The sequence below is a fragment of the Rhizobium sp. CG5 genome (genome assembly GCF_023701945.1).
Classification (GTDB): domain Bacteria; phylum Pseudomonadota; class Alphaproteobacteria; order Rhizobiales; family Rhizobiaceae; genus Allorhizobium.
Map to the genome: position 1 here is coordinate 60,546 of NZ_JABAEF010000005.1, position 25,523 is coordinate 86,068.

General features: G+C 61.4%; 24 protein-coding genes and 3 tRNA genes. 4 read left to right on the forward strand and 23 right to left on the reverse strand.

The features are described 5' to 3' along the window. Positions 1-24: 24 nt before the first annotated feature. The 20 genes from HGO38_RS10015 to HGO38_RS10110 all read right to left on the reverse strand — a co-directional run bounded on the left by HGO38_RS10015 (position 25) and on the right by HGO38_RS10110 (position 19,272). On the reverse strand, positions 25-1,692 hold the full coding sequence (locus tag HGO38_RS10015; protein ID WP_250955747.1) for a ribonuclease J: 1,668 nt from the start codon (positions 1,690-1,692) through the stop codon (positions 25-27). Beyond that, on the reverse strand, positions 1,689-2,450 hold the full coding sequence (locus HGO38_RS10020; RefSeq protein ID WP_250955998.1) for a biotin--[acetyl-CoA-carboxylase] ligase: 762 nt from the start codon (positions 2,448-2,450) through the stop codon (positions 1,689-1,691). The genes HGO38_RS10015 and HGO38_RS10020 overlap by 4 nt, the downstream gene beginning before the upstream one ends. A gap of 23 nt (positions 2,451-2,473) precedes the next feature. Continuing rightward, positions 2,474-3,919 carry an NADH-quinone oxidoreductase subunit NuoN gene (nuoN, locus tag HGO38_RS10025; protein ID WP_250955748.1) on the reverse strand — a complete coding sequence of 482 codons (1,446 nt, stop codon included), beginning with the start codon at positions 3,917-3,919 and terminating at the stop codon, positions 2,474-2,476. A gap of 17 nt (positions 3,920-3,936) precedes the next feature. Next, positions 3,937-5,448: an NADH-quinone oxidoreductase subunit M gene (locus HGO38_RS10030; protein WP_250955749.1), complete on the reverse strand. Its 1,512-nt coding sequence runs from the start codon at positions 5,446-5,448 to the stop codon at positions 3,937-3,939. Next, positions 5,448-7,451, reverse strand: a complete 2,004-nt coding sequence (nuoL, locus tag HGO38_RS10035) for an NADH-quinone oxidoreductase subunit L (RefSeq protein WP_250955750.1) — start codon at positions 7,449-7,451, stop codon at positions 5,448-5,450. The genes HGO38_RS10030 and nuoL overlap by 1 nt, the downstream gene beginning before the upstream one ends. Before the next feature lie 7 nt (positions 7,452-7,458). Then, the gene (nuoK, locus tag HGO38_RS10040) at positions 7,459-7,767 is read right to left on the reverse strand and encodes an NADH-quinone oxidoreductase subunit NuoK (RefSeq protein ID WP_168473183.1); all 309 of its coding nucleotides are present in this window, start codon (positions 7,765-7,767) and stop codon (positions 7,459-7,461) included. A gap of 30 nt (positions 7,768-7,797) precedes the next feature. After that, positions 7,798-8,412 (reverse strand): NADH-quinone oxidoreductase subunit J, encoded by a 615-nt coding sequence (locus HGO38_RS10045; protein ID WP_168473184.1) that lies wholly within the window; start codon positions 8,410-8,412, stop codon positions 7,798-7,800. A 155-nt stretch (positions 8,413-8,567) separates the two neighbouring features. Then, complete coding sequence (gene nuoI / locus HGO38_RS10050) at positions 8,568-9,059, reverse strand: NADH-quinone oxidoreductase subunit NuoI (RefSeq protein WP_168473185.1); 492 nt, start codon at positions 9,057-9,059, stop codon at positions 8,568-8,570. A gap of 40 nt (positions 9,060-9,099) precedes the next feature. Further along, on the reverse strand, positions 9,100-10,143 hold the full coding sequence (gene nuoH / locus HGO38_RS10055; protein WP_250955751.1) for an NADH-quinone oxidoreductase subunit NuoH: 1,044 nt from the start codon (positions 10,141-10,143) through the stop codon (positions 9,100-9,102). A 12-nt stretch (positions 10,144-10,155) separates the two neighbouring features. After that, positions 10,156-12,237 (reverse strand): NADH-quinone oxidoreductase subunit NuoG, encoded by a 2,082-nt coding sequence (gene nuoG, locus HGO38_RS10060; protein WP_250955752.1) that lies wholly within the window; start codon positions 12,235-12,237, stop codon positions 10,156-10,158. A gap of 188 nt (positions 12,238-12,425) precedes the next feature. Then, entirely contained in the window at positions 12,426-13,283 is an 858-nt protein-coding gene (locus HGO38_RS10065) for a helix-hairpin-helix domain-containing protein (RefSeq protein ID WP_250955753.1), read from the reverse strand. 13 nt (positions 13,284-13,296) lie between these two features. After that, on the reverse strand, positions 13,297-14,601 hold the full coding sequence (gene nuoF, locus HGO38_RS10070; protein ID WP_250955754.1) for an NADH-quinone oxidoreductase subunit NuoF: 1,305 nt from the start codon (positions 14,599-14,601) through the stop codon (positions 13,297-13,299). A gap of 10 nt (positions 14,602-14,611) precedes the next feature. Continuing rightward, positions 14,612-15,760 carry an NADH-quinone oxidoreductase subunit NuoE gene (gene nuoE / locus HGO38_RS10075; protein WP_250955755.1) on the reverse strand — a complete coding sequence of 383 codons (1,149 nt, stop codon included), beginning with the start codon at positions 15,758-15,760 and terminating at the stop codon, positions 14,612-14,614. Positions 15,761-15,778: 18 nt separating this feature from the next. Next, on the reverse strand, positions 15,779-15,970 hold the full coding sequence (locus HGO38_RS10080) for a hypothetical protein (protein ID WP_502941541.1): 192 nt from the start codon (positions 15,968-15,970) through the stop codon (positions 15,779-15,781). A gap of 50 nt (positions 15,971-16,020) precedes the next feature. Next, entirely contained in the window at positions 16,021-17,211 is a 1,191-nt protein-coding gene (locus HGO38_RS10085) for an NADH-quinone oxidoreductase subunit D (protein WP_250955757.1), read from the reverse strand. A gap of 14 nt (positions 17,212-17,225) precedes the next feature. Beyond that, a complete protein-coding gene (locus HGO38_RS10090; RefSeq protein ID WP_250955758.1) occupies positions 17,226-17,828 on the reverse strand; it encodes an NADH-quinone oxidoreductase subunit C in 603 nt (200 codons plus the stop codon). A 17-nt stretch (positions 17,829-17,845) separates the two neighbouring features. Continuing rightward, entirely contained in the window at positions 17,846-18,427 is a 582-nt protein-coding gene (locus HGO38_RS10095; protein ID WP_168473195.1) for a NuoB/complex I 20 kDa subunit family protein, read from the reverse strand. Then, positions 18,418-18,783, reverse strand: coding sequence for an NADH-quinone oxidoreductase subunit A (locus HGO38_RS10100; protein WP_250955999.1), 366 nt, complete (start codon positions 18,781-18,783; stop codon positions 18,418-18,420). The genes HGO38_RS10095 and HGO38_RS10100 overlap by 10 nt, the downstream gene beginning before the upstream one ends. 246 nt (positions 18,784-19,029) lie before the next feature. Continuing rightward, a tRNA-Asp gene (locus HGO38_RS10105) sits at positions 19,030-19,106 on the reverse strand. A gap of 89 nt (positions 19,107-19,195) precedes the next feature. Then, a tRNA-Asp gene (locus HGO38_RS10110) sits at positions 19,196-19,272 on the reverse strand. 345 nt (positions 19,273-19,617) lie between these two features. On the opposite strand from HGO38_RS10110, the gene HGO38_RS10115 reads away from it, so the two are divergent. The 3 genes from HGO38_RS10115 to HGO38_RS10125 all read left to right on the forward strand — a co-directional run bounded on the left by HGO38_RS10115 (position 19,618) and on the right by HGO38_RS10125 (position 21,289). Next, positions 19,618-19,693: transfer RNA gene (locus tag HGO38_RS10115), tRNA-Val, on the forward strand. A 343-nt stretch (positions 19,694-20,036) separates the two neighbouring features. Further along, positions 20,037-20,594, forward strand: coding sequence for a hypothetical protein (locus tag HGO38_RS10120; RefSeq protein ID WP_250955759.1), 558 nt, complete (start codon positions 20,037-20,039; stop codon positions 20,592-20,594). Between the two features lie 14 nt (positions 20,595-20,608). Then, on the forward strand, positions 20,609-21,289 hold the full coding sequence (locus tag HGO38_RS10125) for a hypothetical protein (RefSeq protein WP_250955760.1): 681 nt from the start codon (positions 20,609-20,611) through the stop codon (positions 21,287-21,289). A gap of 176 nt (positions 21,290-21,465) precedes the next feature. Here HGO38_RS10125 and HGO38_RS10130 read toward each other — a convergent pair whose 3' ends face one another. Genes HGO38_RS10130 through HGO38_RS10140 form a run of 3 tightly spaced genes read right to left on the reverse strand, consistent with a single transcriptional unit; the run spans position 21,466 to position 24,165 of the window. Then, a complete protein-coding gene (locus HGO38_RS10130; protein WP_250955761.1) occupies positions 21,466-22,821 on the reverse strand; it encodes an MFS transporter in 1,356 nt (451 codons plus the stop codon). A gap of 48 nt (positions 22,822-22,869) precedes the next feature. Then, positions 22,870-23,028, reverse strand: a complete 159-nt coding sequence (locus tag HGO38_RS10135) for a DUF2256 domain-containing protein (protein WP_250955762.1) — start codon at positions 23,026-23,028, stop codon at positions 22,870-22,872. Between the two features lie 9 nt (positions 23,029-23,037). Next, positions 23,038-24,165 (reverse strand): hypothetical protein, encoded by a 1,128-nt coding sequence (locus HGO38_RS10140; RefSeq protein WP_250955763.1) that lies wholly within the window; start codon positions 24,163-24,165, stop codon positions 23,038-23,040. 192 nt (positions 24,166-24,357) lie between these two features. Here HGO38_RS10140 and HGO38_RS10145 point away from each other — a divergent pair, with 192 nt between their 5' ends. Further along, a complete protein-coding gene (locus HGO38_RS10145) occupies positions 24,358-25,344 on the forward strand; it encodes an aldo/keto reductase (RefSeq protein ID WP_250955764.1) in 987 nt (328 codons plus the stop codon). The last annotated feature ends 179 nt before the right edge of the window (positions 25,345-25,523 follow it).

Consider the following 25,523-nt stretch of genomic DNA (forward strand, 5'->3'; position numbering starts at 1 on the left):
CCTTTCCGGACAGCTCCACGCCAATCAGACTTTGGTTACAAAAACCGTGACGATCGGCTTCTTGCCCCAGCATTCGTTGGCCGTCGAGCGGATCGTGCGGCGGATGCTTTCGCGCAGCGCGCCGAGGTCCTTGCGGCGGGTGCGCGGAATGCTCTCCACGGCGCCGAGCACGGCATCGTAGAGCGTGTCTTCCATGTCCTCGCCCTCGTTGTCATAGGCCGGCAGGCCGAAGGCAACGATCTCGGGATCGCCCTGGAAATCATAGCGCGCGTCGAGCACGACATTGACGGCGACATGGCCGGCGAAGGACAGCTTGCGGCGATTGCCGATGCCCATTTCCTCGAAATCGCCGATCAGCTTGCCGTCCTTGAAGACGCGGCCATGGGGCGCTTCGCCGATCACTTCGGCGGGGCCCGGTGCAATTCGCAGGATATCGCCGTTGCGCACGCGCGGCACGGACTTGATGCCGGCCTGGGTGCCGAGCAGGGCCTGCGCCGACAGGTGAGCCGCCTCGCCATGCACCGGTACCAGGATGGCCGGCTGCGTCCACTCGTACATCTGCAGCAATTCCTTGCGGCGCGGATGGCCGGAGACATGCACCAGGGCCTCGGAGTCGGTGATGATATGCACGCCCTGTTCGACCAGGCCGTTCTTGATGTCGTTGATCGCCTTTTCGTTGCCGGGAATGGCGCGGGAGGAAAACACCACCGTGTCGCCAGCGGTCAGCGCCACATTGCGCATCTCGTCGCGCGACAGCTTGGCCAATGCCGCGCGGGACTCGCCCTGGCTGCCGGTCAGGATGACGACCACCTTGTCGCGCGGGATGAAGCCGAACTCGTCCTCGGCGATGAAGGGTTTCACGCCTTCCATCAGGCCGACATCATAGGCAACCGAGGTGACGCGCTTCAGCGAGCTGCCGAGCAGCAGCACTTCGCGGCCGGCGGCTTCTGCTGCCTGGGCGATCGAGCGGATACGGCCGACATTGGAGGAGAAGGTGGTGATCGCCACCCGGCCCTCGGCATGTTCGATGATCTGGCGAAGGCCTTCCGAGACTTCCTGCTCGGAGGGCGAGACGCCGTCGCGCATGGCATTGGTGCTGTCGCACATCAGCGCCAGCACACCTTCCCTGCCGACCTCGCGGAAGCGGGCCTCATCGGTGAATGGCCCCAGCGACGGGGCGTGGTCGATCTTCCAGTCGCCGGTGTGGACGATATTGCCGAGCGGCGTGCGGATCACCAGCGACATCGGCTCGGGGATCGAATGGTTGACGCCGATGGCTTCGATCTCGAAGGGACCGACATTGATGCGGTCGCCGGCCTTGAACGGCGTGATCGGAATCTGGGCGCGGCTGCCCTCATATTCGCGCTTGGCCTCCAGCATGCCGGCGGTAAAGGCCGAGGCATAGACCGGAACGTTGAGACCGGGCCACAGGTCGTTCAACGCGCCATAATGGTCTTCATGGGCGTGGGTGATGATGATGCCCTTGAGGCTCTTCTTGTCGGCGAGGATATGACGGATATCGGGCAGCACGAGATCGACGCCGGGCAGATCGGGACCGGGAAAGGTCACGCCGCAATCCACCATGATCCACTGGCGATGTTTCGGTTCGCCATAGCCGTACAGAGCGAGATTCATACCGATCTCACCCACACCGCCCAGCGGCAGAAACACCAGTTCGTCTTTTTTTGTCATTCGTCTCTTGGTCCAACTTGCTCGAAGAATACATCGCCCGCGGCAATCGGCAAAATGCCGCTGTCACCCTGATCGAGCATCAACATGCCTTTATCATCGATTCCGGAAAAATAACCCGAAATCGACCGGTCCGGCAGATTGACCGTAATTTTTTCGCCTATGCCGCAGGCCACCGACCGCCAGCGGGCCGTCACGGCGCCCACCCCCTGCCCGCGATTCCACAGTGCCAGGGTTTCGGCCATGGCGGCAAACAGCCGCGCAAAAAGCTCCTCCGGCGACAGGCTGACGCCGAAATCGCTGAGCGCTGCCACAGGATAGGGTGTCTCGCCCGGCTTGGCTGCGATGTTGATGCCGATGCCGATCACCAAAGCGCGGCGACCATCGGCAAGCGGCTCGCCTTCCAGCAGAATGCCGGAAATCTTGCGTCGGCCGATCAGCACATCGTTCGGCCACTTGACCTCCAGCGGCGGCGCGTCCAACGGCAGAACGGCACGGACCGCATCATGCACGGCAAGGGCAATGGCCAGCGGCAGCGAGGGAAGATCGGCGACGGGTGCGGGATCGATCAGCAGAAGCGAGGCGTAGAGATTGCCGGGCTCGGAGACCCAGGGTCGGCCGCGGCGGCCGCGGCCGCCGGTCTGCCGGCCGGCGGTAATCCACAGCAGGCCGGCATCTCCGGCCCGTGCGCGAGCCAGGCACTCGGCATTGGTCGAGGCCAGCACATCGAAGGCTTCATGCCGGAAGTCGTCGAGCGACATCCGGCGCGATGGGGTCAAAGCGCTCAATAGAAGAGCGAGGCCGCCGCGGCTTCCGCAGCACTGCCGATCGGTCCGCCGACCAGCACATAGGCGACGACGAACAGACCCGACAGGCCGAAGACCAGGCGCAGTTCGCCGGCGACACGGGCAAATTCGCCGGTCGCCTCATCGAACCACATGACCTTGACCAGGCGCAGATAGTAGAAGGCGCCGATGACGGAGGCCAACACGCCGATGATCGCCAGGCCATAGAGCTTTGCCTCGATGGCGGCCAGGAAGACGAAATACTTCCCGAAGAAACCGGCGAGCGGCGGGATGCCGGCGAGCGAGAACATCAGCGCGGTCAGGACAACGGCCATGAACGGCTTGGTGGTCGACAGACCGGCCAGATCGTCGATGGTCTCGACATTGCCGCCTTCCTTGCGGCGCATGGCCATGATGCAGGCAAAGGTGCCGAGCGTCATCACCAGATAGATCAGCATGTAGACGATGACGCCGGTGACGCCGGTCTTGGTGCCGGCGGCAAGGCCCACCAGCGCATAGCCCATATGGCCGATCGACGAATAGGCCATCAGGCGCTTGATATTGCGCTGACCGATGGCAGCGACCGAGCCGAGGATCATCGAGGCGATCGAGATGAAGACGATGATCTGCTGCCATTCGGCAAAGATCGGCTCGAAGGCGCCGATGACGACGCGCACGAGGATGGCCATGGCGCCAATCTTCGGGGCCGCGGCCAGAAAGGCGGTGACCGGGGTCGGCGCGCCTTCGTAAACGTCGGGCGTCCACATGTGGAAGGGCACGGCGGAGATCTTGAAGGCAAGGCCGGCCAGCACGAAAACCAGGCCGAAGATGATGCCAAGCTGCGGTTCGCCGGACACCAGCACGGCGGCGATCTCGCCAAAGCCGGTATTGCCGGTGAAGCCGTAGATCAGCGACATGCCATAGAGCAGCATGCCGGACGACAGGGCACCGAGCACGAAATATTTGAGGCCCGCTTCGGTGGAACGCAGGCTGTCGCGGTTGATGGCGGCCACGACATAGAGCGCCAGCGACTGCAGTTCCAGCGAAAGGTAGAGCGAGATCATGTCATTGGCGGAAATCATCAGCAGGATGCCGAGCGTCGCCAGCACCAGCAGGACCGGAAACTCGAACCGATCGAGGTGATCGAAGCGGGCATGGCCGACCGCCATGATCATCGCGGTGATCGAACCGATCAGTGCCAGGATCTTCATGAAACGGGCATAGCCATCGGCGATGAACGCCCCGCCGAAGGCCTCGCCCTCGGCCGGGACGAGGATCATCCACAGGCCGGCGGCAATCAGCAGCGCCACGGCAAGCCCGGTGACCGTCGGCGTCGACTTGTCGCCGGAGAAAACGCCGATCATCAGCAGTGCAAGCGCTCCGACCGCAAGGATCAGCTCTGGCGTGACGAGATGCAGGCTGGCTAGGAGTGTTTCAGCAGTCATTTCGAAATATCCCGTCGTCAGTTCACCGAGAGCGCAACGGATTGCGCCGCCTGCAGGGCTGCGGAGTAGTGGTTGAGGAGCGCGTCCACGGAGGCCGCGGTCACGTCATTGATCGGTGCCGGATAGAAGCCGAAGAAGATCGTCAGGGCAATCAGCGGGTAGAGAATGACCTGTTCGCGCGGGGTCAGATCGAGCAGCGCCTTGAGGCTCTCCTTCTCGAGCGGACCGAACACGACACGACGATAAAGCCAGAGCGCATAGGCCGCCGACAGGATCACGCCGGTGGCGGCAAACAGCGCCACCCAGGTATTGGCGCGGAACACACCGATCAGCGTCAGGAATTCGCCGATGAAACCGGACGTGCCGGGCAGACCGACATTGGCCATGGTGAAGATCATGAAGGCGAAGGCATATTTCGGCATGTTGTTGGCAAGACCGCCATAGGCGGAGATCTCGCGGGTATGCATGCGGTCGTAGATGACGCCGACGCAGAGGAACAGCGCGCTGGCGACGAAGCCGTGGCTGATCATCTGGAAGATCGAGCCCTGCACCCCTTGGGTATTGGCGGCGAAGATCCCCATGGTCACGTAGCCCATGTGGGCGACCGACGAATAGGCGATCAGCTTCTTCATGTCGTCCTGCATCATGGCCACCAGCGAGGTGTAGATGATGGCGATGACGGACAGAGCAAAGACCATCGGCGCGAAGAAATCGGAGGCCAGCGGGAACATCGGCAGGGAGAAGCGCAGCAGACCGTAGCCGCCGAGCTTCAGCAGGATGCCGGCCAGGATGACCGAACCTGCGGTCGGCGCCTGCACGTGGGCATCCGGCAACCAGGTGTGGACCGGCCACATCGGCATCTTCACCGCAAAGGAGGCGAAGAAGGCGAGCCACAGCCAGGTCTGCATCTGCGGCGGGAAATCATGGGCGAGCAGCGCCGGGGTATCGGTCGTGCCGGCATCCCAGTACATGGCCATGATGGCCAAAAGCATCAGCACCGAGCCGAGCAGCGTGTAGAGGAAGAACTTGTAGGAAGCGTAGACGCGGTCCTTGCCGCCCCAGACGCCGATGATGATGAACATCGGAATGAGGCCGGCTTCGAAGAACACGTAGAACAGCACGATATCGAGCGAGACGAACACGCCGATCATCATGGTTTCCAGGATCAGGAAGGCGATCATGTAGTCCTTGATGCGCACCGTCACCGAGGTCCAGCTGGCCAGAACGCAGATCGGCATCAGGAACGTGGTCAGAACAATGAACAGCATGGAAATGCCGTCGACGCCGAGATGGTAGGAGATCCCGGTGCTCAGCCATTCCTTCTTCTCGACCATCTGGAAGCCGGCGTCGGAATTGTCGAAGCCGATCCAGATGAACAGCGAGACGACGAAGGTGAACACCGTCGTCAGCAAGGCGACGTTGAGGGTGTTGCGGCGTCCGAACGCGCTGTCTTCGCGGGTCAGCAGCAAGAGCGCTACGCCCACCAAAGGCAGGAAGGTGACCGCTGAGAGTATGGGCCAATCGGTCATCAGAAGGAACTCCCGAGCATCATCCAGGTAATGAGCGCCGCGATGCCGATCAGCATCATGAAGGCGTAGTGATAGAGGAAGCCGGACTGCAGGCGCACGACGCGCTGGGTCAGGCCGGACACGCCGGCGGCAACGCCGTTCGGGCCATAGGCATCGATGATCCCGACATCACCCTTCTTCCACAGGAAGCGGCCGAGCGCCTTGGCCGAGCGGACGAAGAGGAAGTCGTAGAGTTCGTCGAAATACCACTTGTTGAGCAGGAACTGGTAGAGAACCCGGTGCTGGCCTGCCAGCACCTTCGGCGTCGAAGGCGACTTGATATACATGTACCAGGCGGTCACCAGACCCGTCAGCATCGCCACGAACGGGCTCCACTTCACCCAGAGCGGCACGTGGTGGAACTCTTCGATAATCTCGTTCTCGGGCAAGGTGAACAGGGCGGACTTCCAGAAATGCTCGTATTCATGGCCGAAGAAGTAGCCCTCGAAGACGACACCGGCCAGGACCGCACCGACGGCCAGAACGGCGAGCGGCAACAGCATGACCATCGGTGATTCATGCACGTGGTGCATGACATCGGCGGAAGCGCGCGGCTTGCCGAAGAAGGTCATGAACATCAGGCGCCAGGAATAGAAGCTGGTGAACAATGCCGCGATGACCAGCAGCGTGAAGGCAAAGCCCGAGACCGCCGAATGGGAGGCGTAGGCCGATTCGATGATGACGTCCTTGGAGAAGAAGCCGGCAAAGCCGAACATCGTGCCCGGGATACCGACACCGGTAATGGCCAGGGTGCCGAGCAGCATCATCCAGAAGGTGACCTTGATGTGCGGACGCAGGCCGCCCATGTAGCGCATGTCCTGTTCGCCATCGACCGCGTGGATGACCGAACCGGCGCATAGAAACAGCAGCGCCTTGAAGAAGGCGTGCGTGAACAGATGGAAGACGGCGCCACCATAAGCCCCGACGCCGAGGGCGACGAACATGTAGCCGAGCTGCGAACAGGTCGAATAGGCGATGACGCGCTTGATGTCGTTCTGCACCAGGCCGACGGTTGCCGCGAAGAAGGCGGTGATCGCGCCGATGACCGTCACGACGATGCGGGCATCCGGCGAGAGTTCAAACAGCGGCGACATGCGGGCGACGAGGAAGACGCCGGCGGTGACCATGGTTGCGGCATGGATGAGGGCCGAGACCGGGGTCGGGCCTTCCATGGCGTCCGGCAGCCAGGTGTGCAGCAGGAACTGCGCCGACTTGCCCATGGCACCCATGAACAGCAGCAGGCAGACGGCGGTGATGGCATGGCCCTTGTCGAGCTGCATGCCGAACAGGTTGATGACTGCTTCGCTGGTCGCAGCCCCTTCGGCCGGCAGATAGGTCTGGGCGGCGGCAAAGATGGTTTCGAAATTGATCGAGCCGAACAGCACGAACACGCCCCCGATGCCGAGGATGAAGCCGAAGTCGCCGACGCGGTTGACGATGAAGGCCTTCATGGCGGCCGCCGTCGCCGACGGCTTCTTGAACCAGAAGCCGATCAGCAGGTAGGACGCAAGACCGACGCCTTCCCAGCCGAAGAACATCTGCAGCAGGTTGTCGGCGGTGACCAGCATCAGCATGGCGAAGGTGAAGAGCGACAGATAGGCAAAGAAGCGCGGCCGATGCGGATCGTGATGCATGTAGCCGATCGAATAGATATGCACCAGCGTCGAGACGGTGTTGACCACCACCAGCATGACGGCGGTCAGCGTATCGATGCGCAGCGACCATTCGACGTCAACACCGCCGGACTGGATCCAGCGGAACAGCGCCACCTTGATCACATCGTGGCCTTCGGCATGCTCGCCGAAGCCGACCTGGAGGAACACCACCCAGGACAGGATAGCGGTCAGGATCATCAGGCCGCTGGTGATGTATTCGGAGGCCTTGGCACCGATCTGACGGCCGAACAGGCCGGCGATCAGCGCGCCGATCAAGGGAAGGAAGACAATTGCCTTGTACACTATCATAGCCGTGTCAGCCCTTCATCATATTGACGTCTTCAACGGCGATCGATCCGCGATTGCGATAGAAGACAACGAGTATTGCAAGGCCGATGGCCGCTTCCGCGGCCGCAACGGTCAGAATGAACAAGGCGAAGACCTGGCCGACGATGTCGTTCAGGAAGGACGAGAACGCCACCATGTTCACATTGACGGCCAGCAGGATCAGTTCGACCGACATCAGAATGACGATGATGTTCTTGCGATTGAGGAAGATGCCGAAAACGCCCAGCATGAAGAGCAACGCACTGACGGTGAGGTAATGGGAAAGTCCGATTTCCATTTTAGTGTTCCTTGACCTCTTGCTGGCGGCTCATACGCCCTGGCCCGGCTTGACCTTGACGACCTTGACGCCGGTCGCAGGGTTGCGGGCAACCTGTTTCGAAATATCCTGGCGCTTGACGTTCACCCGGTGACGGAGCGTCAGCACGATCGCGCCGATCATCGCCACCAGAAGCACGAGACCGGCGATCTGGAAGTAGAAGACGTAGTGGGTGTAGAGCACGTCGCCGAGAGCCGCGGTGTTTTCGCGCTCGACCGGAGACGGGATCGGCATGGTGATGGCCTTGGCCGCCTGCGGCGAGATGGCGCTGCCGCCGATCACCACCACCAGTTCGGCCGCGACGATCAAGCCGACCAGGGCACCGATCGGCGCATATTTCAGCGCTCCGGACCGCAGCTCGTTGAAATCGATGTCGAGCATCATCACCACGAACAGGAAGAGAACCGCCACGGCGCCGATATAGACGACCAGCAGGATCATCGCCAGGAATTCGGCGCCCGTCAGCAGGAACAGACCGGCGGCGTTGAAGAAGGTCAGGATCAGGAACAAGACGGAATGAACCGGATTGCGCGCCGAAATGACCATGAACGCCGAAGCCACTGCGACGAAGGCGAACAGATAGAAAAAGAGAGCCTGAAGACCCATGTTGGTGCCTTTTCATCTTCCCCCGGACGGAGCCTTGCGCGCCATCCGATAAAGTGCCGCCGATATCCCTTATCGGTCGGCACCTCGTTTCAATCCCGTGTCCGGGCGGAGCCTTTGCGGCTGCACGTCCCGCCCAGACGTTCGTTCGCTTCGGATCAGCGGTAAGGCGAGTCCAATGCGATATTGCGTGCGATTTCCCGTTCCCAGCGGTCGCCGTTTTCGAGCAGGCGCGCCTTGTCGAAATAGAGCTCTTCGCGGGTCTCGGTCGCGAATTCGAAATTCGGGCCTTCGACGATCGCGTCGACCGGGCAGGCTTCCTGGCAGAAACCGCAATAAATGCACTTCACCATGTCGATATCATAACGCACCGTGCGGCGGGTGCCGTCGTTGCGGCGCGGCCCGGCCTCGATGGTGATGGCCTGGGCGGGACAGATCGCCTCGCACAGCTTGCAGGCGATGCAGCGTTCCTCACCGTTCGGATAGCGCCGCAAGGCATGCTCGCCACGAAACCGCGGGCTGATCGGCCCCTTTTCGAACGGATAGTTGATCGTCGCCTTGGGGGCGAAGAAGTAGCGCATCGACAGGAAGAACGCGCCGACGAACTCTTTCAGGAACAGGGAACTGACTGCCTGGGAGAGACTAGCCATCTTCAACCTCCAATTCTGCAGCAAGAAGGAACGGTCATGATCACGCCCATCCCATCAGCTTCAGCACGAATGCAACAATCACGACCATGCCGAGCGACAGCGGCAGGAAGACCTTCCAGCCCAGACGCATCAACTGGTCGTAGCGATAGCGCGGCACGAAGGCTTTCACCATGGCGAACATGAAGAACACCATCGATGCCTTCAGCACGAACCAGAAGATGCCCGGTACCCAGTTCAGGAACCACACGTCGACCGGCGGCAGCCAGCCACCGAGGAACATGATCGTCATCAGGGCGCACATCAGCACGATGGCGGCATATTCGGCGAGCATGAACATCATATACGGCGAGGAGCCGTATTCGACCATGAAGCCGGCGACCAGTTCCGATTCGGCTTCCGGAAGGTCGAAAGGCGGACGGTTGGTCTCGGCCAGCGACGAAATGAAGAAGATCACGAACATCGGGAACAGCGACAGCCAATGCCAGTCGAGGAACGAGGCCGGCAGGCCCATCATCGTGCCGAGGCCGTCCTGCTGGGCATTGACGATATCGGTCAGGTTCAGCGAGCCGACGCAGAGCAGCACGGTGACGATGACGAAGCCGATCGACACTTCATAGGACACCATCTGGGCTGCGGAGCGCAGGGCGCCGAGGAACGGGTACTTCGAGTTGGAAGCCCAGCCACCCATGATGATGCCGTAAATCTCCAGCGAGGAGATCGCGAAAATGTAGAGGACGCCGACATTGATATTGGAGATCACCCAGCCATCGGCAAGCGGCACGACGGCCCAGGTGGCAAGCGCCAGCGTCACCGAGACCAGCGGCGCCAGAAGGAAGACGCCCTTGTTGGCGCCGGCCGGAATGATCGGCTCCTTGAAGACGAACTTCAAAAGGTCGGCGAAGGACTGGAACAGCCCCCACGGACCAACCACGTTCGGGCCGCGCCGCATCTGGACGGCAGCCCAGATCTTGCGGTCGGCCAGAAGGATATAGGCGATGAAGACGAGCAGCGCGACCAGCAGCAGAAGCGACTGGCCGATCATGATGGCCGCGGGCCAGACATAGGTCGAAACGAAGGTGTCCATGGTCCCCTGCCCTTACTCTGCCGCTGCCTGGAAGTTCTTGCGGGCCAATGCCGAACACTCGGCCATGACCGCCGAAGCGCGTGCTATCGGGTTCGTCAAATAGAAGTCTTTCACCGTCGACGCAAACCCGGATTTGCCCATCTTCCCGGCTTTTTTCGCAAGCGCGGCAATTTCGCCGCTATCGCCTGTCGCGATCTCGTCGAGAGCGGCAAAATGCGGGTGGGCGGCATAAAGTTTGGCACGCAGAGCCTGCAGCGAATCGAACGGCAGTTTCTTGCCCAGCACGTCCGACAGGGCGCGGATGATCGCCCAGTCCTCGCGGGCTTCGCCCGGCGCGAAACCGGCGCGGTTGCCCATCTGGACGCGGCCTTCGGTATTGACCCAGATGCCCGACTTCTCGGTATAGGTCGCGCCCGGCAGGATGACGTCGGCGTTATGGGCGCCCTGATCGCCATGCGAGCCGATATAGACCGTGAACTTGGCGCCCTTGGTTGAAAAATCCAGCTCGTCAGCGCCCAGCAGGAACAGCACGTCCATGCCGCTCAGCATATCCGCCGCGGCAAGCCCCTTGTCGCCCGGCACGAAGCCGAGATCGAGGCCGCCGACGCGGGATGCGGCCGAATGCAGGACGGCAAAACCGTTCCAGCCTTCGGTGACCGCGCCGACCGCCTCTGCGAGCTTGGCGGCACTGGCCAGAACGTCTGCGCCATCAGCGCGGGCCAGCGCCCCCTGCCCGACAATGATCATCGGGTTCTTGGCATTCTTCAGCACATCGAAGAAAGCACCGCTGCCAGCGACCAGGTCCGACAGGCTGTCGGGACCGGCGCCGAGATAGCTGTAGTCGTAGCGCAATTCGCCTGGCTCGCCGATCACGCCGATCGGGAAGCCGCCGCGCCGCCAGCGCTTGCGGATGCGGGCGTTGAGCACCGAGGCCTCATAGCGCGGATTGGCGCCGACGATCAGCAGCGCGTCGGCCGCTTCGATGCCCTCGATGGTCGGGTTGAACAGGTAGCTTGAGCGGCCGAGCGCCGGGTCAAGGGCTGCGCCATCCTGGCGACAGTCGGTATTGGCCGACCCCAGCGCGCTCAGCAGTTCCTTCAGCGCATACATTTCCTCGACCGAGGCCAGATCGCCGGCAATGGCGCCGATCTTGTCGCCGCTCGTCGACGCGACAGCCGACTTGATGGCGGCAAAGGCGTCGGCCCAGCTGGCTGGCTGCAGGCGGCCGTCCTTCTTCACATAGGCGCGGTCGAGACGCTGGGTCTTCAGGCCGTCCCAGATGAAGCGGCTCTTGTCGGAGATCCACTCTTCGTTGATCTGTTCGTTGACGCGCGGCATGATGCGCATCACTTCGCGGCCACGGGTATCGACCCGGATCGCCGAACCGAGCGCATCCATCACGTCGATCGATTCGGTCTTGCCCAGTTCCCACGGACGGGCCGTGAAGGCGAACGGCTTGGAGGTCAGGGCGCCGACCGGGCAGAGGTCGACGACATTGCCCTGCAGTTCAGACGTCATGGCCTGCTCGAGATAGGTGGTGATCTCGGCATCCTCGCCGCGGCCGATCAGGCCAAGCTCGGCAACGCCGGCGACTTCCGTGCTGAAGCGGACGCAGCGCGTGCAGTGGATGCAGCGGTTCATCACGGTCTTGACCAGCGGGCCGATATACTTGTCTTCGACGGCGCGCTTGTTTTCAGAGTAGCGCGAACTGTCCATGCCGAAGGCCATGGCCTGGTCCTGGAGGTCGCATTCGCCGCCCTGGTCGCAGATCGGGCAATCCAGCGGATGATTGATCAGCAGGAATTCCATCACGCCTTCGCGGGCCTTCTTGACCATCGGCGTATTGGTGAAAACTTCCGGCAATTCGCCATTCGGGCCGCCGCGAACGTCGCGCACGCCCATGGCGCAGGAGGCCGCCGGCTTCGGCGGGCCGCCCTTCACTTCGACAAGGCACATGCGGCAATTGCCGGCAACCGACAGCCGTTCGTGGAAACAAAAGCGCGGGACCTCGGCGCCGGCTTCCTCGCACGCCTGCAACAGCGTGAAATGATCCGGAACTTCGATCTCTTTACCGTCGACTTTCAGCTTTGCCATATTCGCCTTCCTGTCTCACGCAGCCTGCGTCACTTGCCAGAGTGTAACCTCCGGCAATTGCGAAGAGGTCTGAGCCTTTTCGCTGTTGCCGTGCATGTTCAATTCATCGTGCTGCGAAACCCACCACCCGGCTTTGCCTGAGTCTTGAGCCACGCGCCATAGTCTTGCGTCCGGGGTAAGCCGCGGCATCACGCCTTGCTCCCCTTCAATGTCTTGGCCTTGGGCTTTACCTGGGCTTTGGCCTGGCCGACCCAGTCGTCTCGCTCAACGCGTCCGGCAAAGCCGAGCGTCTCTTCGACCTTGGCAATGTCGGCCTCGGTCCAGCCGGCAATATCGGCATAGCGGCTATAGCCCATGCCGTTCAGAACCTGCTCGACCTTCGGGCCGATCCCGGAGATCGTCTTCAGATCATCCGGCTTGGCCTTGGAGACCTTGGCTTTTGCCGGCGCTGGCTCAGCCTTGGCGGGAGCCGGCTTGGCCACCGGGGCCTTGTCGGCTGTCTTTTCCGTCTTGACCGGCTTGGCCGCAGCCTTGGCCACCGGCGTTACCGCAGGACCGGCTTTCGCCTTGGCAACGGGGCTTGCAGCCGGAGACTTGGCAGCAGGTGCCTTGGCAGCAGGCGCCTTGGCGGCCGATGGCTTAGCAGCAGGTGCCTTGGTCGCCGATGGCTTTGCTGCCGGCTTCGGCGTCGCAACGGGCTTGGCAATCTCGGGTTCGGAAGCGACTGCAACAGCCGCGACAGGTTCCGGACTTTCCGCCGGCAAATCCTTGAGCGGTGCATCGTCGTCCGCAGAGCCTTCCTCGGCCTTGCGCGCCAGCCTGTTGCTGGCGTCCATCACCCCTTGTAGGGAGCCGAAAAAGGCGCCGGCCATCTGGGTGGCAAAGCCGAAACCGATCGCGGTTGCCGCCGCAAAGGCGGCTGCCGGATGGGCCATCAGCGGATGCAATGGGACGGCCGGAATGTCCTTCAACGCATCGGCGACGCGGCTGAAGTCAGCCGGTTCGGGCGCGCCTCCGTCCTTCGTCTTATCCGATGCCTTGACCATCCAACCGGCTCCCTTATTCCGCTGCTTCCAGGACGACGCCATGGGCCATGGCGTTGCGGGTATATTCGTCGATGCGCTTTTCCATCTCAGGCCGGAAATTGCGGATCAGGCCCTGGATCGGCCAGGCGGCCGCATCGCCGAGCGCACAGATCGTGTGTCCCTCGACCTGCTTGGTCACATCGAACAGCATGTCGATTTCGCGCTTCTGCGCATTGCCCTTGGCCATGCGCTCCATGACGCGCATCATCCAGCCGGTGCCTTCGCGGCACGGTGTGCACTGGCCGCAGCTCTCGTGCTTGTAGAAGGCCGAGAGGCGCCAGATGGCCTTGATGATGTCGGTGGACTTGTCCATAACGATGACCGCCGCGGTGCCGAACGACGACTTGACGTCGCGCATGCCGTCGAAATCCATCGGCGCGTCGAGAATGTTCTCGCCCTTGACCACCGGGCAGGACGAACCGCCCGGGATGACAGCCAGCAGATTGTCAAAACCGCCGCGAACGCCGCCGCAATGTTTTTCGATCAGTTCGCGGAAGGGAATGCCCATCGCTTCTTCGACCGTGCAGGGACGGTTCACATGGCCGGAGACCATGAACAGCTTGGTGCCGACATTGTTGGGTCGGCCGATGCCGGAAAACCAGCCGGCGCCACGGCGCAGGATGGTCGGGGCAACGGCAATCGACTCGACATTGTTGACCGTGGTCGGGCAGCCGTAGAGGCCCATATTGGCCGGGAACGGCGGCTTCAGGCGCGGCTGGCCCTTCTTGCCTTCGAGGCTTTCGAGAAGGGCGGTTTCCTCGCCGCAGATATAGGCGCCGGCGCCATGGTGAACAAAGATCTCCATGTCCCAGCCGAGCTTGTTGTTCTTGCCCAGCAATCCGGCATCGTAGCATTCGTCGATGGCGGCCTGCAGCGCTTCGCGTTCGCGCATGTATTCGCCACGAACGTAGATATAGGCGGCATTGGCACCCATGGCGAAGGAGGCAATCACGCAGCCTTCGATCAGCGTGTGCGGATCGTGGCGCATGATGTCGCGGTCCTTGCAGGTACCGGGCTCGGATTCGTCGGCATTCACCACCAGATAATGGGGTCGGCCGTCGCTTTCCTTGGGCATGAAGGACCATTTCAGACCGGTCGGGAAGCCTGCGCCGCCGCGGCCGCGAAGACCCGAGGCCTTCATCTCGTTGATGATCCAGTCGCGACCCTTTTCAAGGATCTGCTTGGTGCCGTCCCAGTGGCCACGACTCATCGCGCCCTTCAGGGACTTGTCCTTGAGGCCGTAGATATTGGTAAAGATGCGATCCTGATCGTGTAACATGTCTCAACCCTTACCGTGGCTTCTTGCCGAAGACCCTGATGTATTCCGCTTCGCCGCCGCGGGCCAGCGCCTCGGCCTGCTTGACCCAGTCGTCGCGCTCGATGCGGCCGCTGAAGCGCAGGTAGCCGTCGACCCATTGGCGCTCGGCGCTCGTCCAGCCCGCGACCTGCGCATAGGTGAAGATGCCGAGGCTGTGCAGCGTGCCTTCGATCTTCGGACCGACGCCGGAGATCAGCTTGAGATCGTCGACGGTGGTGGGCTTCTCGATGCCAGCCGGACGGGCCGGATCGTCGAGCGACGGCTTGGGTGCGGCGGCAGCCCTGGCGGAGGGCGATCCCTCGGCCGTCGTCACCACGGGCTCGCCCGCCTTGTCGGCGGTCTCGCCGGACACTTTGGCATTGGCCGCGGCGGCCGGCTTGTCGGTGGCCGGCGTCTTCAGCGCCGGGTTGGTCTCGTCGGCAGCGGTGTTTGGCCGAGCGGCATTGGCCGGCTGAACGCTGGCCGGCGGTGCGGCAGGCGGCACGTCACCGAGAATGTTGACCGGCTTGATCTCTTCGGTCAGGGACGTCAGGCCACCGACAGGAGCGGAATAGACCCGGTCGACCTGTGGCCCCGGCTTGATATCGGCGCCCTTGCCTGCTTCAAAACGATCGATGATGTGCTCGAGCTGGGTCGGCGTGAGATCTTCGTAGCTATCCTTGAAGATCATCACCATCGGTGCATTGACGCAGGCGCCCTGACACTCCACCTCTTCCCACGACAGCGTGCCGTCGGCATTGGGCTCGAGGGGATTGGCACTGATCTTGCTCTTGCAGACCTTGATCAGATCCTCGGCGCCGCGCAGCATGCACGGCGTGGTGCCACAGACCTGCACATGGGCGCGCGTGCCGACCGGCTTCAGCTGGAACTGGGTATAGAAGGTCGCGACTTCCAGCACCCGGATATAGGGCATGGAGAGCTTGTCGGCGACGAACTCGATGGCCGAGCGCGTCACCCAGCCGTCCTGTTCCTGGGCGCGCATCAGCAGCAGGATCACCGCCGATTGCTGGCGGCCCTCTGGATATTTGCGAATGGTGGCCTCGGCCCAGACCGCGTTTTCCTCACTGAAGGAGAACGCTGCGGGCTGGAATTGGTCTTCGGCTAATCGACGAACGGACATACTTCCTCACGCCTTATCTCAGTTTATGGTTCTACACCGCGAACTCGTCACCGAGGCGAATTCGCAGGCATAGGCCGACTTTTCTTTCTGCAGGAACACGACGAACTTGGTGCCGTTCGGGGCGGCCGCCTTGATCTCATATCCCTGTTCGATGAGCTGTGCCATGTCTGCCGAGGAATTGCTCGTCGAAACGTCACTGTCCTGCGCCATAGCGCCGGCAGCAAATGTCACGACGGCCAAGGCCAGCAGACCAGATCGCATCAGCGGTCCACCTCTCCGAACACGATGTCGAGCGACCCGATCAGGGCTGCCATGTCGGCGAGCATGTGACCGCGACCCAGGAAATCCATGGCCGACAGGTGGGCATAGCCCGGAGCGCGGATCTTGCAGCGATACGGCTTGTTGGTGCCGTCGGAGACCAGATAGACACCGAACTCGCCCTTCGGCGCCTCGACGGCGGCGTAAACCTCGCCGGCCGGCACGTGATAGCCTTCGGTGTAAAGCTTGAAATGGTGGATCAAGGCTTCCATCGAACGCTTCATCTCGCCGCGCTTCGGCGGCACGACCTTGCCGTCCAGCGCCGAGACCGGGCCGTTTCTGGCCTCGCCCTTCAGGCGGGCCAGCGCCTGCTTCATGATGCGCACCGATTGGCGCATTTCTTCCATGCGCACCAGGTAGCGGTCATAGCAGTCGCCGTTCAGGCCAACCGGGATGTCGAAGTCGAAATCCGAATAGCATTCATAGGGCTGCGACTTGCGCAGGTCCCAGGCAGCACCGGATCCACGCACCATGACGCCGGAAAAGCCCCAGGCCCAGGCGTCTTCCAGCGACACCACGCCGATATCGACATTGCGCTGCTTGAAGATGCGGTTGCCGGTCAAGAGCTTGTCGATGTCGGCGAGCCGTGCCGGGAACTGGTCGCACCACTTGTCGATATCGTCGACGAGTTCCGGCGGCAGGTCCTGGTGCACGCCGCCCGGACGGAAATAGGCCGCATGCAGGCGCGCGCCGCTGGCCCGCTCGTAGAAGATCATCAGCTTTTCACGTTCCTCGAAGCCCCAGAGCGGCGGCGTGAGCGCGCCGCAGTCCATGGCCTGGGTCGTGACGTTCAGCAGATGGTTGAGGATGCGGCCGATTTCCGAAAACAGCACGCGGATCAGCTGGCCGCGGATCGGGATCTCGAGGCCGAGAAGCCGTTCGACGCCCAAGGCAAAGGCGTGTTCCTGGTTCATCGGCGCGACATAGTCGAGACGGTCGAAATAGGGAACGGCCTGCAGATAGGTCTTGGTTTCGATCAGCTTTTCGGTGCCGCGATGCAGAAGGCCGATATGCGGATCGACGCGCTCGACGATTTCGCCGTCCAGTTCCAGAACGAGGCGCAACACGCCGTGCGCGGAGGGATGTTCCGGGCCGAAGTTGATGGTGAAATTGCGGACATTGTGTTCAGTCATGGCGATCCGCTTCCCTACTTGGCCGCTTTCTCGTCGCCCGGCAGCACATAATCCGTGCCTTCCCAGGGCGAGAGAAAATCGAAATTCCGGAATTCCTGCTTCAGATCGACCGGCTCATAGATGACGCGCTTGGCATTGTCGTCGTAGCGCACTTCCACGAAACCGGTGGTCGGAAAATCCTTGCGCAGCGGATGACCTTCGAAACCGTAGTCGGTCAGGATGCGGCGCATATCCGGGTGGCCGGTGAACATCACGCCATAGAGGTCCCAGGCTTCTCGCTCGAACCAGTCGGCACCGGGATAGACAGCGGTTGCAGACGGCACCGGCTCGTCTTCGGCGACTGCCAGCTTGACGCGGATGCGCATATTCTGGCGCGGCGACAGCAGGTGGTAGACGACGTCGAAGCGCTTTTCGCGCTGCGGATAGTCGACACCGCAGACATCGATGATGCAGACGAAACCGCATTGCACGTCGTCGCGCAGGAAGGTCAGCAGCTCGATGATGGCGGCCGGCGTGGTCACCAGCGTCAATTCGCCATAGGTCACCTCGGTCGAGGTGATCACCGAGCCTCGTGCCTCCTTAAGATAGGACGCAAGCTCGTTCAGGGCTTCACTCATGGTATTGTCCTTTGCCCTTAGCGCTCGATCGTTCCGGTGCGGCGGATCTTCTTCTGCAGCAGGAGCACACCGTAGATCAGTGCCTCTGCCGTGGGGGGACAGCCCGGCACATAGATGTCGACCGGCACGACACGGTCACAACCGCGCACGACGGAATAGGAATAGTGATAGTAGCCGCCGCCATTGGCGCAGGAGCCCATGGAGATCACGTAACGCGGCTCCGGCATCTGGTCATAGACCTTGCGCAAAGCCGGCGCCATCTTGTTGGTCAGCGTCCCGGCGACGATCATCACGTCGGACTGGCGCGGTGAGGCGCGGGGCGCAAAGCCGAAGCGCTCCATGTCGTAGCGCGGCATGGAGGCCTGCATCATTTCCACGGCGCAACAGGCCAGGCCGAACTGCATCCACATCAGCGATCCCGTGCGGGCCCAGGTGATCAGCTCGTCGGTCGAGGTGACCAGAAAGCCCTTGTCGGCGAGCTCATTGTTGATCTCGCCGAAATAGGCATCATCGCTGCCAACCGGCTTGCCGGTCAAAGGATCCACGAGCCCCTTGGGCTGCTGGGCAACCAGGGTGGTGTTCACTGGGGCTACTCCCATTCCAGGGCTCCCTTCTTCCATTCATAGATAAAGCCGATGGTCAGGACGCCGAGAAAAACCATCATGGACCAGAAGCCGAACCAGCCGATTTCACCGAAGGACACAGCCCAGGGAAACAGGAAGGCGACTTCCAGATCGAAGATGATGAAGAGAATCGACACCAGATAGAATCGGATATCGAACTTGACGCGGGCGTCGTCGAAGGCATTGAAGCCGCATTCGAACGCGGAAAGCTTTTCCGGGTCCGGCGCCTTGAAGGCCACGGCAAAGGGCGCGATCAGCAAAGCTAGGCCGATGATCAACGCAATACCGATGAAAATTGCTATCGGAAGGTAGGAACTGAGCAGTTCAGTCATCATATCCATCCCCGCTTGATTGAATGCCGGGCGGCATTTCTGGCCGAAGCCAACAAGCCGAAAAGAGTGTTGCTAAGAGCCGTGGTTAGCGCAGGCTGAGCGGTTGCGCAAGACCGGGTGGAGGCTTTTCACCCGCAACCTCCGCGACTTTAACAGGCGGTCAAAAGCGTGTCGCGGCAAATCGGCATATTATGCCTTTGCGGCGCAATAATAATCGAGGAAAGACAGGGAGGTGATTTGAAGAAATGGCGCGAGTGACGGGGCTCGAACCCGCGACCTCCGGCGTGACAGGCCGGCACTCTAACCAACTGAGCTACACCCGCGCATATAAGACCGCAATGAGGCGATCCGATCTGCGATACGAACCGGCAAAGCCAAATCCGAACCGCAGCAAAACAGAACTTTCAAGAGATGGCGCGAGTGACGGGGCTCGAACCCGCGACCTCCGGCGTGACAGGCCGGCACTCTAACCAACTGAGCTACACCCGCGCATATCTTGAAAACGGGAGCGGCAAGCGCTCCTGTCCGACGAACCGTAGCCCGTCGATGAGCGGCTAACTAAGGGGTTCGCGAAGGGGTGTCAAGCGTGATCGAAGACAAAACCGTGACGGAATGCAAAATGTTTTGCACAGGGCTTCGAGACGGAATCCTCCACCGTTTCCCCCCTTCCCTGCTTCTGCGCCGAGAAGCCCGGCAAACAAGGCGCTGCGACAGCCCGGCCGGTCCGACGCGCTAAAAAAAACAAAAAAACTTCACAAACGCTCTTGCGGATTTTCGCCGATCCGCATAGATCACGGCCACCGACGCGGCGGGGACAACCTGCCTCATGCGTTAGGGCGATTAGCTCAGTTGGTAGAGCGCCTCGTTTACACCGAGGATGTCGGCGGTTCGAGTCCGTCATCGCCCACCATTTTTCCTTTTGATATTTGTGTAAGTCTAGTCGCTATTAGCGTTTCTCCGTTTTAACGCCAGCAGCGGACTTTAAATGACCGGCAAGCGAGCGCAGGTTGACGAATGGCGTCCCTTAGTACGACTGCTTATCCCACTCCACCTTTTGCCCTATCTCCGCAACATTAGTAGGCGGCGGCAACCAAAATGCGCCGCGGAAATTAATAAAGGCTCACCTCAAGTGGGAATGGCAATGTCACAAAGGCCTGATTTGTAGTTGAATCTCCAATGAACTGCCAATGATGATCGGTAGGTCGGTGTATATTCTCTCATGGATCGAATCATGATCGGAATAGAAAATGGCCATGGACAAGGAAACCGCGCAATACGTTCTCCAATTGACTGATGAGATTGATGGCCTGTGGCGCTATATCGGCTATGATGAGAAGTCAAAGGAGGCGCGAGCTAGAGCTCGAGATATTGAAGGAAAGGTTGCGGTATACAAGAAGGAAGCGGAAGATCTGTATCGCCGCCAGTATGAGGAAGCCTCCAAATACTTTAACACAGTCATGGCAGTAGGCTACGCTGGATACTTCGCAACCTGGACGCTAATGAGGTCAGATATCGATAGCTGGCACGGCTCATTCATTGGCATGATGGGTATGATATCACTTGCCACTTTTATCTGCTGGGAATTATTCGCCATGCATATGCGGATGAAGGGACTGGAGGAGATCAACTTCTTTTTCCGGAACATGGTATCCGTCGATGATTTTGAGCCACTTCGTCAACAGCAACTGGCAAAGGAGGCCAGGCGGATGATGTGGGCGCGTCCCATTTGGGCCCTTGCATTCTTCGTCAGCGCCGGCACTTCTGCCGTCGGCGCCATTGATCTTATGCTACAGCTCTACAACAACCTTTAGCGAATGAGGAAGAGATGTCCGTTCGAGTATGGAGAGACTTCTTCTACGCCGGCGCTGTGGTATTCTTAGCGATCTTTGTTTATCGCCTCTTTAGAGAGGCCGACGGTCAGTTTCTGTCACTTCTCGCCGCTTGTATATGCCTAGTGGCCGCGCGGTTTGAGGATATCGCCAAATTCAAGTTTTCCAAGGATGGCCTGGAAGGAGAGATGCGGCAAGCTATCGATGAGGCCAAAGCGACGGTGACACAATTAAACTTGCTAGGTGTTGAGCTTTCGAAGGCGATTTTGTGGTCGATGCAAGCGCATAGTCGTCTTGGTGGAACGAGTATCGACAGCCAAGATACCATGCGAGAAAAGGTCCTCAATACGGTGAAGACTCTCGGCGCGAGCGACAGGGAGATCGCAGAAATTAAGGCAATAGAATACCCCTATATCGACTTCGACTATTCACTATTCGTAACTCGCAATCTCTCAGCTGGCCTTAAAGAAGAGGATCGCAGACTCTGGAACGAATTCTATTCGGCAGATCTGCGAAAAGGCATCGGATTCGAACCGTCACCAGATGAGCTTGAAGAGTTTCTTAGAACGCTCCACCTACTTAACGACGACGTGGCGGCCCGACTAGAAGATTATCGATTTTTTAAAACCAAACGTATGCATCGACGCCCGCAAGTTTGGAAGGCCAGACTGGGATAGTCCATTTGTGCAGGCTGTATTTAATCTTGACAGCTTACTGCACGGTTGTTCCGATTAGCTTGGATTAGCTGCACCCCTAACCACGCCCCAGACACTCGCCGACAGATCACGCTATCCCGGCTTAGACTGTACCCCAGCATCCGAAGCCGATTCCTTCAATTGTATGATCACGCTTGTCATGTCGACCCGCTCCCCCGGTCGAGGCTTTCCCGCAGAACGTCATGAGCCTTCTCGTCGAGTTCGAAATTCCACATGATGCCGATCGCCGCCAGTTTCGGCAGGATCGGCAGCCAGGCGTAGAGGACGACCAGCGTGCCGAGCGCCAGGGGGGATTGCGGGGTGCCCGGCGCGGTCACGAAGCCGGCGAGCCCGAGAATCGGAAAGACGATGCCGGCGGACAGCGCCAGTGCCAGCTTGGTGATGAAGCTCCAGGCGGCGAAATAGAGGCCGGAGCGCTGTTCGCCCGATTGCAGCGTGTCCTGATCGATGACATCGGCCTGGATGGCTAGCGGCAGGGCCAGGTCGAAGCCGAGCAGCAGGCCTGTCACGGCGCAGATCGCAGCAAAAGCTGCCACATCCCCCTCTCCGACAAAGCCGGCGCTGGAAAAGATGACGGTGGTGACGATCATCGACAGGCACCAGGCGCGGTGTTTGCCGAGATAGCGGGCGGCCAAGACGGCCAGCGGCACGCCGAGCACGGCGCAGAAGAAATAGCCAAACAGCAGCGGCCCCTGCAGGCTGGCGGCGCCGATCCGCTCGCTGACGAAGAACAGGAAGAGCGAGGCCGGGATGGCATTGGCGAAACTGTTGAGCAGGAAGGCCGCAGCCAACCTGAGAAATGGCCGGTTGCGCGTCAGAAACCGGACACTCTCGCCAAGGGCCAACCGGCGGGTGGTGCGGTCACGGGGTTCGGCCACGAAGCGAACGGCGATCAACGCCGTCAGCGGCAGCAGGCCGACGATGGCCAGCGACAGAAAGGCCAGTCCGTGAAAGGCGCGGTCGTTGTCCAGTCCGACGACAAAGGGAAGCGTGATCGCCAGCAGCGTGCCGACCAGGGTTGCCCCTTCGCGAAAGCCCGACAGTCGGACACGATCCTGATAGCCCGTCGCCAGTTCCGCACCCCAGGCCGTATAGGGCAGCAGCGACCAGGTGGCACCCACCGACAGCAACGCACCCCATATCCCCAGATGAAGCAGGCCAGCGCCTTCCGGCGGCCAGAACAGCATAAAGGCGGACAGCGCCGTCAGGGGCACCGAGGCCAGGAAAAACATGCGCCGCCGTCCGAACCGCGAGCGAAAACGATCCGACAGCCAGCCGATCAGCGGATCGGTGACGGCGTCGAGGATGCGGATTGCCATCAGCACCGTACCGATTGCCGCCAAGGACAGGCCGAAGCGACCGGCATAGAAGGACGGCACGATGATGTACAAGGGCAAAGCGATGGCCGCCAGCGGGATGGCCGGAAGGGCATAGAGCGCATAAGAGGCGCTGGAGCGGTGCGGCGGGGTGCCGGTGTCATCGGAGTGGGTCATTTGATCTGTTACGCAGATCGGCGCGAACTGGATCGCGCCTCGCCGCCGTCAGGCCTTTCGCGTCGATTTCGAGTCGCTACGGCAGCGATCCGAGCAGAAGCGCACCTCGTGCCAGGTCTTTTCCCACTTCTTGCGCCAGGCAAACGGCCGGTTGCACTGGGCACAGGCCTTGCTCGGCAGGTCGCCTTTCCTGATCATCTTGGCCATCGGCTTTGGCTACCAAAGCCTCGACAGCGGCCGCAGCACAAGGCCGGTGGTCGCCGCGCCAAATCCCAGCCGGCGTCCCAGCAGGCGCAGCATCAGCCGGGCCGGCAGCTTGATGGCGATCCACAGGAGCGTCAGGGCCAGCGAGGCCACGGCCGCGGCAAAGGCATAGAGCCCATAGCCGGCTTTCAGCACCGTCTTGCCGAGAAATTTCAGCACGGCGGACGATTCGGCTCCGAAATGGCGGGTAACGCGCTGCAGTTTGCGCAGATCTTTCGGGCCGTCGGCAATCGACAGGGCCGCAACGGAAGCCCGTGCGCCGCCGCGCTTGCCGATATCGCCCAGCACCTCGGCATCGTCCAGCAGGGTGCGGGCGGCGGTCTTGTCGAGCGACTTGGCGGCCGCACTCCTGACCTTGCCGAGGCCTGTTACCCCCTCGTCGGCCACCGCCGTCAATTCGCGGCGCAGCACCTTCATGTCGACGACGCGGGTTGCGGTTTTGGTGAGGTACGTGGTCAGCGGCCGCGACAGTTTTCGGGCTCGATAGGCGTTCTTCAGCAGCGACAGGCCGGCATCCGGCAGGGCGCCGGCACCGGCCGTGCCATAGGCCGCCGCCGTCAGCCCGAGGCCGGCCGCCGACAGGCCGAGCAGCAAGGGATCGTAATCGCGCCCGGCCATGTAGGCCACGCCCTGGACGGAGAAATCCCGGAGATCGCCGACGCCGACCAGATCGCTGGCAACCGAGCCGGCAATCTCCTCGCCGCTGTCGAAGGAGCCGAAGATGAAACCGCGCGCCGCGCGGCTGCTCGACACGAAGGCGCGGGTGGCAAAACCGGGCACGGCCCTTTCCCGCAGATCGGGCGGCAGGTCATGGCCGTAGCGGGTGGCAAGCGTCACGAGATCCTCGGCATAACCATAGTCCTCCGCCGCGATCGCCGCCTCGATTTCCGCGACAAATCGATCGGAGCCGGCCATGTAGAGCCGGTATTCGGCGAGGTGCACCGGATCGACCAAGCCAAAGGCAATGCCGGTGCGATAGAGCGCCAGCCCCTGCTCACCGAGCAGCCAGACGGAAGCCAGCAGCGACAGCCACCGCACTATCCGCCAAACTTTCCACAGGGTCGCTTTCAGCAACACCATTGGAAACTCCCCGGTCGGATGGAGAAAATCTGATGCAAAGGCGCTCGCACGGTTGGCCTGTTTCAACGTGATGCCCTGGATATCATGGCTTCCGGGCTTTTCGATGACGTTTCCGGCCCGCCGCCCTTGACCTTGCCGCTTGCGACCGCAGTTGTTACCAGCAACCGCACGGAATGATGCAAGGGAGACAAAATGCGACAGCATGGTTTTGGAAAGACCGGATTTACCGTCAGCGATATCGGTTTCGGCGCCTGGCAGATCGGCGGCTCGTGGGGCGATGTCTCGGAGGCCGACGGTCGCGCCGCGCTCCATGCAGCGCTGGATGCCGGCATGAGTTTTGTCGACACGGCCGATGTCTATGGCGACGGCCGCTCGGAAAAGATCGTTGCCGATGTCCTGAAATCCCGCAGCGGTGCCCGGCCGATGGTCGCCACCAAGGCCGGCCGGCGGCTGAGCCCGCATGTGGCGGAGGGCTATACCAAGGCCAATCTCGAAGGTTTCATCGATCGCAGCCTTGCCAATCTCGGTGTCGAAACGCTGGATCTCGTGCAACTGCATTGCCCGCCGACCGAGGTGTTCTATCGCCCCGAGGTGTTCGGCGCATTGGACGATCTCACAAAGGCCGGCAAGATCCGCCATTACGGGGTCAGCGTCGAAAAGGTCGAGGAAGCGCTGAAGGCGATCGAATATCCGGGCGTCGTCAGCGTGCAGATCATCTTCAACCTGCTTCGCCAGCGCCCGTCCGGTCTGTTTTTCCAGGAAGCCAAACGCAAAAATGTCGCCGTGATTGCCCGCGTGCCGCTGGCGAGCGGCCTTTTGTCCGGCAAGATCAGCCGCGAGACGGTGTTTGCCACGGACGACCACCGCAGTTTCAACCGCCATGGCGAGGCCTTCGATGTCGGCGAAACCTTTGCCGGCGTGCCGTTCGAGACCGGCCTTGAGGCCGTTGAAGAGATTCGCAAGCTGGTGCCGCAGGGCGGCTCCATGGCGGCGTTGGCGCTGCGCTTTATCCTGATGCACGATGCCGTGACCGTCGTCATCCCCGGCGCCCGCAATGCCGCCCAGGCCAAGGCCAATGCGCAAGCCTCGGATCTGGCGGCGCTCTCTGCCGAGGTGATGGCAGCGGCCCACGACACCTACGAGCGGCTGATCGCACCGCATGTGCATCAGCGCTGGTAGGGTTTGCGGGAGAGTGGCTGCCTGACGTTTGCAGGCGGCATCTCTTGCTTTACCCCATACCGTGCGTGACGGGGCGCAGAACACGTCAGGCGCTTCGACATGCGGTACCATGCCCAATCCATAAGCACCCAACAAGAACACCCAAAATTTGATCATACGCCCCGTTGCGACCGGGCTCC